Genomic DNA, 8,624 nt, shown 5'->3' on the forward strand with positions numbered 1-8,624 from the left:
TCTTTGTTCTTCAACATGGCCAAAATCGCAGCTTCGGGCCGACTGGGCCAGATTCCGACGCCGGCCGCGTGTTCATCGGCTATGCCCGCGTTTCGACTCGCGGCCAGGACCTCGATGCGCAGCGGGCCGCCCTGGGTGCGGCCGGCTGCGTCCGCATCTTCGAGGAAAAGGCTTCCGGGGCGAAGCGGGATCGGCCCGAGCTGGCGCGGATGCTCGACCATCTGCGTGCCGGCGACGTGGTGACGATCACCAGGCTAGACCGCCTCGCCCGATCGACCGGCGACCTTCTGGCGATCGCGGAGCGGATCAAGGAGGCCGGCGCTGGCCTGCGTTCGCTGGCCGAGCCGTGGGCCGATACCACGACGCCGGCGGGGCGCATGGTGTTGACCGTGTTCGCCGGCATCGCGGATTTCGAGCGCAGCTTGATCGTGGAGCGCACGAGCGCCGGCCGGATCGCGGCGAAAGCCCGAGGCGTGAAGTTCGGCCCCTCCCCTGCCCTGTCGGCCGAGCAGATCGCCCATGCCCGCCAGCTTATCCATGACGACAAGAAGCCGGTGGCGGAAGTCGCCCGGCTCTTGGGCGTGCATCGTGCCACGCTCTACCGGGCGCTTGAGAACGCATTGACGTGAATACGCATTGACGTAACCACGTTTAGTTGCCGGCCCTAGAAGTAGTGCCTTTCGCGGTTCCTTCCGCAAGGGATTGCAGAATCGGGCGAGTTCGTCCTTACTGCTAAGAATGAAGCGCGACTCGGAAAGGATTCGGAAGGACGTTGCCGCCCATCGGGCGCGGCAGCTTGCGGCCGGCCGTATCGCGCTGACCACGTATGTTCCGACTGATCTTCTCGCCCAAATCGACAAGATCAAGGAGCAGCGGGGCGTGCTTGGCCGCGCGCCGATCATCGAGGAAGCATTGAGGCTCTATATCGAAGCGAAGCAAGGGACATAACGGCAAAACGCCCGACCGCGCCAACGGTCGAGCGTTTTTGTAGGCCGTCAGACACACCGTAGAGACGGGGCCAAAGCTCTCCCCTTATCTACGCTACAGCACTCCAATCCGCAAGATTGATTCTTGCGGAAACAGGAAAGCCGTGCCTGCCGTCCGCGCCGTCATGTCCTTCAAATGGAAGGACGACAGGCATGTTGAGGACGCAGATCGCGGCCGCGATCGGCTGCGCGCGCGCAAGCGCGCTTGATGAGATCATGCGGGAGGTATGGACGCGCTACAGCGCCGGCCAGCTCACCGAGGAAGACGCCGGGCAGCTCTCCACGCTCGCCCATGAGCGCCGCGAGGCGTGGCGGGGATCGGGACAGGCCGGGCTTGGCCTGGTCATGCCCCCGGCCGAGCGATGCCCGACGCCAGTTCGCCGGCATAGTCATATCCGGGGCCGATCGGAGGGCCGGATATGGCGGCCGACGACGCGCAAGGACGTTCAGGCAATCTTGAAGGCGGCCGAAATCTACAATGAGGCCGGCTTGCACGAGAAGGGCGAGCGAAGCGGCCCGCTAGGATCGGTGGCGCTCGACGTGCTGCGGCTGTTCGTCAATCTCATAGACTTCCGCACCGGCCGGTTAGAGCCGTCAATCACCACGATCATGGATCGGCTAGGCCGGTCGCGCGATACGATCGTGCGGGCGCTGAAGAACCTGCGGGCGCATGGTTTCATCGACTGGCTGCGGCGCTACGAGCCGACCGGCAACGAGGGGCGCGGCCCACAGGTCCAGCAGACGAGCAACGCCTATCGCCTGTCCTTGCCGGAAAAGGCCCGTCAGTTTCTCGGCAGGTTCGGCAAGGCCCCGCCCCCGCCTGCTGATCATGGACAGGATCAGCAGGCATGGAGCGAGGCAATCGACGCCTACAAGACCACCCTGCCCCTCGATGAGCGGACGCAGCTCGACACCGGCGATAGCCCGCTCGGTAAGGCCCTCGTGATGCTGGCAAAGAGTGTGATGAAACGTGAGTCCGATAACCAGACTGAATCCCCATCTGATCTTTATCTAAGAGGGCAAACATAAGCGGTCGCCGCTGTTCGGGCTGCTTGCGCAGCCCTGCGGCGGTTCCGATCCGCGTATAAGGCGGATCGGGAGGCGGCACCCTCACAGCAAAACCGCCACGTTCGCGCCGGCGGCAACCGTCCTACGGGCTTTCGAGAGGGAGCGAGGGGCAAGGGCGGGGCTTAATATTTGCTGTATTGCCAGCAATAAGGCATTTAAGCAAAAATTCTTGCCGTCAATGCGGTTTGCTGCTATGCCAGCAATATGAAAACAATCGCCATAGTCAGCCAAAAAGGCGGGGCTGGAAAAACCACCCTCGCCTTGCACCTTGCTACGGCCGCCGAGGCGGCCGGGCTTCCCGCCGCTATCATCGACCTTGACCCCCAGGCAAGCGCCGCCGGATGGGGCGATAGCCGACAAGGTGAGGCCCCGGTTGTCGTCGCGCTTCCTCACACTCGTTTGCCGCAAGGCTTGCAGGCCGCGACCGATGGCGGGGCCGAGCTGGTCGTGATCGACACCGCGCCGCACTCGGAAGCGGCCGCAATGGCGGCAACGCGATCGTCCGACATGGTGTTGATCCCGTGCCGAGCCGGAATCCTCGATCTTCGCGCGATCGGAAGCACGGCCGAGCTGGTGAAACTCGCCCAAAAGCCGGCCTTTGTCGTTTTGAACGCCGTGCCGCCGCGTGCCACGCAGCTTCTGGCCGATGCGCGGGAAGCCGTTCAGGTTCACGGCTTGGAGGTTGCCCCCGTCGCCTTCCAGCAGCGGGCGGCTTTCGGACATGCGCTCACGGCCGGCAAAACCGCTCCGGAGTATGAGCCGGCCGGCAAAGCCAGCGAGGAAGTGTCCGAATTGCTGACCTGGCTTAGAGGCCAATTGCTGATTTGACGGCAAGCTGTATTGCCAGCAATAAGGCATAATGGTATTGCTGGCAAACTGGCAGTTTGATGGGATAAAACCATGTCGAAAAGACCGAGTTTAGCCGCGAGCATGAAGGCCGTGGGCGCGCAGACCACGCCGCCTGTTGCGCCTATCGCGGAATCCGCCCCCGCGCCGACCCCGGATCGTGCCGAGGGTAAGCGTTACCATGCCGCCACGCGGGCCGGAATGAAGCGGGTGACGGTCGTGGTCGAGCCGGAGGAACATCGCCGGGTTAAGCGGCTGTCAGCCGACACCGACCGCTCCATTGAAGACCTCATGCGCGAGGCGCTTGCTGACTTGCTGGCAAAACATAGTGCTTGATTGCCAGCAAAGCGGCGATGCGGTAAGGGCCTTGAAGTGTAACGCTATGTGTCATACATTCAGGGGCGAGGAAGTCGCGTGAGGGTTTTCAAAAACAGCCGGTTTCACAAGTTTGCCCGAAAGGAGAAAATCTCTGACGCGATGCTTTGTGAGGCTGTAGAGCGGGCTGAGCGCGGCCAGATCGACGCCGATCTAGGGGCCGGCCTTATCAAGCAACGAGTAGCGCGGCCCGGCGCTGGAAAGTCTGGCGGCTTCCGAACGCTGGTTTTCTTCCGCGCGGAGACGAGGGCGGTTTTCGCGTTCGGGTTTGCCAAGAGCGATATGGCGAACCTTGATGATGCGGAAGAAGCCTACTTGAAGAAGGCCGCAAAGCTGGTCTTGGGGTTTGCAGATGCGCAGATGGACGCGGAAGTTGCTGCGGGTCGAATGTTCGAGGTGAATTGCGATGAGCAAGACTTACAAGAGTGAAGCTCTGGCGGCCGTCCATGAGATGATGGAAGGCTTCTATGAGTCCGGCGCGATCGACAAGCAGACGATGCGCGAATTTGACGAGGGGTGTCTGACAACCGTTGAGCCGCTGACCCCCGAGGAAATCCGTTCTATTCGTGAGCGTGAGCGTATCTCGCAGCCTGTCTTTGCCCGCTATCTCAACGTGAGTAAGGGGCTGGTGTCAGATTGGGAACGTGGGGTGAAGAAGCCCGGCGGCCCGGCGCTGCGGCTGCTGACCGTTATTCAGAAAAGGGGCCTTGAGGCGATTGCCTGATTGCTGGCAAGTTGGCAAACAAGCAATTTGGCAAGTTGTCTGCCTGCATCCCGCCCCCGGCCGTCCCTACGGCCCTAGATGATGAGAGCGGGACGGCCGGGGGCTAGCGTCGCGGGTGTGGCCTGGTTGAGCGATGCCGGCGAGCAGCCGGCCCCGGCCCGGAGGGAACGCGCTCCCACATAGCGCCGAAGTGACCGGAGGGCCGCAAGAGAGAAGCCCCGGTGCGTCAGCGCCGGGACCGCTTTTCCCATCTGGCCGGCTCGGGCAGGGGGGCTTCGCGCTTTTCGCGCAGTAGGGCTTTCATTTCTTCCATCGAAATACCCGGTCGGGAATCATCGGCCGCCACCTGTATGCGGCGCTTGAGTAGTTCCCGGCGCAGATCGGCATGGGGTGCCAGCTCCTTATGCTCGCCCAGGATCACGAACACGGCTTCGGACGGATCAAGGAACGTGTCCTGTTCGATCAGATCGAGCAGCCACAGGGCCAGCGACGGCGGCAGATAGGCTTCAAACCGCAAGCCGCCCTTGGCGGCCTGGTCACGGAGCTGCTTGGCCTGTTCAACGGCATGGGCCTTGTCGGCGGGATCGGGCCATTCGGGCGCATCGGTGTCGGTCATGGTTTCATCCTTTATGCTTGGTCGAACAGCCCCCGGAATTCTGCATCGGCGTAATAGGCGAGCTTGCCGGCGACGATCGGCCGTTGCCCGGCGAGGAACAGCAATTCGACATGCTGCGGCAGGTTGCGGACCTCATCGGGGGTCAGCAGCGGCCGGGCCGTGTGTTGCTCGCCATAGGAGAGGCCGGATTTTTCGGAATCGAGCGCCCGGCTCATGGTCTGGAACACCACGGTTTCCTGCCCGAGCAGATCGGAGACGAGGCGGGCGCTGTCGTGATCGTTGACACCGAACACCTGTAGGACGCCGGCGTTTGACAGGAAGGTTCCGGCGCGTTGCCCGTAGGTGGCGCGGAGCTGGTGAACGTCTTGCAGGATCGGCCAGAGCTGGACGCCATAGCCGGCCATGAGGCCCATTGCGCGCTCGACGGGGGCGAGGTGGCCGAGGGCGGCGAACTCATCCAGCAGGTAGAGGACCGGCACGGCCGGCTTGGCGGGGTCGCGCGCCATGTCGGTCAGGCTTTGCGCGACGAGCAGACGCAGCCAGCGGGAATAGGTGGCGAGGCGATCGGGCGGCAGGACGAGGAACACCGAGGCGTTGCGGCGCTTGAGATTGGCAAAGCGGAAATCGGATCGGCCGAGGACCGCGACCATGCGGGGGCTGTCGAGGAAATGGGTATGGCGCTGCGCGGCCGAGAGGACGCCGGCCGCTTCCCGGTCGGATTTGCCGAGGTGGCGGTTTGCGGCGCGGGCGATCAGGCCGCCGGCGGCCGTTGACGCCTGCATGTCCTTCAGGAGCGCCGCGAAGGCTTCAGGGGCGAGGGTGAGAGCTTCGCGCAGGGTAGCGAGGTTTCGCCTGTCGCGCGGCTCGCTGGCGGCAATATGGAGGATCAGGCCGGCAATGAGCGCCTTGGCTTCCTCGTTCCAATGCGCCTCGCCGGCCATGCCCGGTTCATCGAACACGAGGGCGTCGGCCAAGGTGCTTGCATCTTCCGCGACATCGAGGCCGGCCGGGTCGAGCTAGTCGAGAGGATTGAAGGCGGCCGAGGGCTGGCCGGTGACGCCGAAGGGGTCGAGGACGTGGACCGGGCCGAAGGTCTGGCGGGCGTGGCCGGCGATCTTGGCATTTTCGCCCTTGGGGTCGATGCAGATCACGGAGCGGTCGGCCGTGAGCAGGTTAGGGATGATGGTTCCCACCCCTTTGCCGGTGCGCGTCGGGGCCATCGTCAGCAGGTGGGCCGGGCCGTCATAGCGCAGGAGCTTTCCCGTTTTGCCGTCGCGGCCGATCAGCAGGCCGGAATCGGCGCGGGCAAGGGCGGCGGTTTCCTTGTCGGTGGCGAAGCGGGCCGAGCCGTGGGTTTCGCCGTCCATATCCCCGAAATGGATAATCAGCGGATTGGTGACGAGCCGGAAGGTGATCGCGGCCAGCACCAGCAGCGTGACGAGATCGAGCGCGATGAAGGGAACCGAGCCGGGGCCGAAGCCCATTTGTTCGAGGAAGAACCGGCCGCCGAAGCCGACCACGAACAGGGTTATGATGAGGATGAACAGAAGCCCGAGAAGCGGTTTCCAGATGCGGAAGGGCAGGGCGAGCAGGGATAGGAACGCCCATAGCGGATCACGCGCAGCCTGCCGCATCATGTTCTTGAACGCGGCCCAGGCTAACGTCGCCTGATTCATGAGGCGGCCCCCCCGGCGCTGTCTGTTGTCTCCCTGGCCGGCGCGTTGGCGATCAGATCGGCAAAGAGTTCCTTATCGCCAGGGCGCGTCAGGAAGTCGGGCAGCTCGCGCTTGAGCCATTCGCGGAGGCGTCGGGAAAATTCCTCATCCTTGCCGCTTTCGAGGCGATGCAGAACGAGCGCGCCGAGCAGCACCTTGCGGCGGGTATCGTTGGCGCGCTCCTGTTTGCCGAGCCGGGCCTTGAGCGTGGCGCGCTGCGCATCCAGCTCGGCCAACCGCTGTTCGATCGTCTTGCGCGCCATGTGTCGTTTCCTTCTATCTAGCGGGGCGAGGGGTTGGCCCGCCCTTGAGGCGAACCATGATAATTTTCGGATTTTCGCCAATGCGCTCGACCTCGACAATGCCCGACGCCTCGACCAGATCGGAGAGGCGGGGAAAGCCATAGTTACGGGCGTCGAAATCCGGCGATTGTTTCGCCAGGTGCGCGCCGACGCGGGCCAGATTGGCGCGGCCGTCTTCGTCGGCCGAGGCGGTGACAGCTTTCGCCAGCATGTCGAGGGCAGCGCGATCGAGTGCCGCTTTCGCCGGTGCAGGCTTGGCGGCGGCCGCTTTAGGCGCGGTGACGGCTTCCGCTTCCTTCTGTTCCCCGGCCGTGTTGAGCACGTCGAAATAGACGAACTTGTCGCAAGCGGTGATGAAGGGGCGGGGCGTCTTGCGCTCCCCGAACCCATAGACGATGACGCCTTGCTCACGGATGCGCGCGGCCAGGCGGGCAAAGTCGCTATCACTTGAGACGATGCAGAAACCGGAGAAGCGGCCGGTATAGAGCAAGTCCATCGCGTCGATAATCATCGCGCCGTCCGTTGCGTTCTTCCCGGTCGTATAGGCGAATTGCTGGACCGGCTGAATCGAGTGTTCCAGCAGGCACTCTTTCCAGCCGTTGAGGTTCGGCTTGGTCCAATCGCCATAGATGCGCTTGACGCTGGCGGTGCCATAGTTGGCGATCTCAGCCAGCAGCCCGGTTATGATTTTCGGGGTGGCATTATCGCCGTCGATCAGCAACGCAAGTGTTCCGGCGCTGTCTATTGCCGTCGGCTTCGTCCGCACAGCAGTCGTCCGCGGCGCAGGAATGCTGCAGCTATGCCCAGTGCCTGCTTCGGAGCATGCGGCTATGCGGCACGGGGCTAGGCTGACCGTCCGCTCAGGGCCGGAAGTAGCGAGGACTTCAAAGCACTTGGCTCGGGTCTCTCAAGATTGTTCCGGCCGGCGTAAGCCCAAGCCACGGTTGGAGGCATCGGTTCAAGACAGTTGGACGGGAACTGGGATCATCTGACCGAGTGCTGGATGCGATCTGCGGTCATGTCGGGAAGACTGCGGGTGACAACTATGGTGACGTCACGGTCACGGCGAAGGCTCGGGTAATCAATAGGTTTCCGAACTATGCGATGAGCGCCGCCTGAGACAGCCTATCAAGCCCAAAGTCCATTTAGCGACAAGCCTAGTAGATTGCTCATCCGCAGTCCCAAAGTCACACGGGCCGGGTGCACCGATCCTGATCCTAGACCAATTCGAGAGCATAGTCCGCCGCATCTTGCATCGACGAGCCAATGCAGTGCGGCCTGACGCCAAGGCGTTCGAGTGGAAGCCCATGACGATTGAGCCAGAAGGTGCGGTAGCCGAACCAGGTCGCTCCACAAATGTCCCAGCAGTTCGAAGACACAAACAGTATCTCACTCGCATCACAGTCAAATGTATCTGGTCCCATTTGGTAAGCTTCCGGCGCTGTCTTGAAACGTTTGACTGAATCGACGCTCAAGACATGCTCGAAGTATCCACTAAGCCCAGAGGCTTTCACGGCTTGATCAAGCATCCGAGGTGTTCCGTTCGACAAGATCGAAAGTGTTATCCCGGCGTCCTTTAGGCGCTGCAATTGCGCAGCGTTCTCGGGAAAGGCCGAAAGCTCGGAGTATTTCCCCAGCAGGCGATCTCGTGAACTAAGGGGCAGTTCTACATCAAGTGCAGCACAGGCATAATCAAGCGCGTCGCCTGTCACACGCCAGAAGTCTTCGTATTTGTCGCACATGTTGCGCAGGCGGGTATACTCAATTTGCTTGTCGCGCCAGATAGTTGCCAGCTTCGCGCCCTTTCCGGGCATAAGGTCTTCGGCTTCGGAACTGACCGAATAGACATCGAATAGCGTTCCGTAGGCGTCGAATGCGATGGCATTTAGGGTCACTATTTGTCCTATGCTTCCTGTGCTGTATCCTTGCAGAATACAGGGATCCGACATTCCCCAAGTGGCCTGCCGCTTGACTTCAAGATCGCCTGATTTT

General features: G+C 62.5%; 11 protein-coding genes and 1 pseudogene. 7 read left to right on the plus strand and 5 right to left on the minus strand.

Annotated features, from left to right (window positions below):
- Window positions 1-68 precede the first annotated feature (68 nt).
- The 7 genes from ET21_RS0107915 (at window position 69) to ET21_RS0107945 (ending at window position 3,999) form a co-directional block, all read left to right on the plus strand.
- Window positions 69-629: a recombinase family protein gene (locus ET21_RS0107915; RefSeq protein ID WP_024899704.1), complete on the plus strand. Its 561-nt coding sequence runs from the start codon at window positions 69-71 to the stop codon at window positions 627-629.
- 109 nt (window positions 630-738) lie between these two features.
- Window positions 739-948 (plus strand): ribbon-helix-helix protein, CopG family, encoded by a 210-nt coding sequence (locus ET21_RS0107920; protein ID WP_024899703.1) that lies wholly within the window; start codon window positions 739-741, stop codon window positions 946-948.
- 191 nt (window positions 949-1,139) lie between these two features.
- A complete protein-coding gene (locus ET21_RS0107925; RefSeq protein WP_030092364.1) occupies window positions 1,140-2,015 on the plus strand; it encodes a helix-turn-helix domain-containing protein in 876 nt (291 codons plus the stop codon).
- A 243-nt stretch (window positions 2,016-2,258) separates the two neighbouring features.
- Window positions 2,259-2,882, plus strand: coding sequence for an AAA family ATPase (locus ET21_RS0107930; protein WP_030092365.1), 624 nt, complete (start codon window positions 2,259-2,261; stop codon window positions 2,880-2,882).
- 72 nt (window positions 2,883-2,954) lie between these two features.
- The gene (locus tag ET21_RS0107935) at window positions 2,955-3,236 is read left to right on the plus strand and encodes a ribbon-helix-helix domain-containing protein (protein WP_037506114.1); all 282 of its coding nucleotides are present in this window, start codon (window positions 2,955-2,957) and stop codon (window positions 3,234-3,236) included.
- Window positions 3,237-3,314: 78 nt separating this feature from the next.
- The gene (locus tag ET21_RS0107940; protein ID WP_019200205.1) at window positions 3,315-3,704 is read left to right on the plus strand and encodes a type II toxin-antitoxin system RelE/ParE family toxin; all 390 of its coding nucleotides are present in this window, start codon (window positions 3,315-3,317) and stop codon (window positions 3,702-3,704) included.
- Window positions 3,682-3,999, plus strand: coding sequence for a DNA-binding transcriptional regulator (locus ET21_RS0107945; RefSeq protein WP_024899700.1), 318 nt, complete (start codon window positions 3,682-3,684; stop codon window positions 3,997-3,999). The genes ET21_RS0107940 and ET21_RS0107945 overlap by 23 nt, the downstream gene beginning before the upstream one ends.
- 226 nt (window positions 4,000-4,225) lie before the next feature.
- Here ET21_RS0107945 and ET21_RS0107950 read toward each other — a convergent pair whose 3' ends face one another.
- The 5 genes and pseudogenes from ET21_RS0107950 to ET21_RS0107970 all read right to left on the minus strand — a co-directional run.
- A complete protein-coding gene (locus ET21_RS0107950; protein WP_030092366.1) occupies window positions 4,226-4,615 on the minus strand; it encodes a hypothetical protein in 390 nt (129 codons plus the stop codon).
- A gap of 11 nt (window positions 4,616-4,626) precedes the next feature.
- A pseudogene (locus ET21_RS25685) lies at window positions 4,627-6,291 on the minus strand (type IV secretory system conjugative DNA transfer family protein).
- Window positions 6,288-6,593 carry a hypothetical protein gene (locus tag ET21_RS0107960; protein WP_030092368.1) on the minus strand — a complete coding sequence of 102 codons (306 nt, stop codon included), beginning with the start codon at window positions 6,591-6,593 and terminating at the stop codon, window positions 6,288-6,290. Before ET21_RS0107960 ends, ET21_RS25685 begins: the two are co-directional and overlap by 4 nt.
- A gap of 13 nt (window positions 6,594-6,606) precedes the next feature.
- Entirely contained in the window at window positions 6,607-7,398 is a 792-nt protein-coding gene (locus tag ET21_RS0107965) for an NYN domain-containing protein (protein WP_037470497.1), read from the minus strand.
- A 451-nt stretch (window positions 7,399-7,849) separates the two neighbouring features.
- On the minus strand, window positions 7,850-8,624 hold a 775-nt coding region (locus ET21_RS0107970), incomplete at its 5' end, for a haloacid dehalogenase type II (protein ID WP_237751511.1).

Source organism: Sphingobium sp. DC-2 (assembly GCF_000722555.1).
GTDB lineage: Bacteria > Pseudomonadota > Alphaproteobacteria > Sphingomonadales > Sphingomonadaceae > Sphingobium > Sphingobium quisquiliarum.

Bases quoted from the DNA above. Each gene is read 5' to 3' on its own strand.
- ET21_RS0107935 (WP_037506114.1), top strand. From the start codon at position 2,955: ATGTCGAAAAGACCGAGTTTAGCCGCGAGCATGAAGGCCGTGGGCGCG.
- ET21_RS0107950 (WP_030092366.1), bottom strand. From the start codon at position 4,615: ATGACCGACACCGATGCGCCCGAATGGCCCGATCCCGCCGACAAGGCC.
- ET21_RS0107945 (WP_024899700.1), top strand. From the start codon at position 3,682: ATGAGCAAGACTTACAAGAGTGAAGCTCTGGCGGCCGTCCATGAGATG.
- ET21_RS0107920 (WP_024899703.1), top strand. From the start codon at position 739: ATGAAGCGCGACTCGGAAAGGATTCGGAAGGACGTTGCCGCCCATCGG.
- ET21_RS0107930 (WP_030092365.1), top strand. From the start codon at position 2,259: ATGAAAACAATCGCCATAGTCAGCCAAAAAGGCGGGGCTGGAAAAACC.
- ET21_RS0107925 (WP_030092364.1), top strand. From the start codon at position 1,140: ATGTTGAGGACGCAGATCGCGGCCGCGATCGGCTGCGCGCGCGCAAGC.
- ET21_RS0107960 (WP_030092368.1), bottom strand. From the start codon at position 6,593: ATGGCGCGCAAGACGATCGAACAGCGGTTGGCCGAGCTGGATGCGCAG.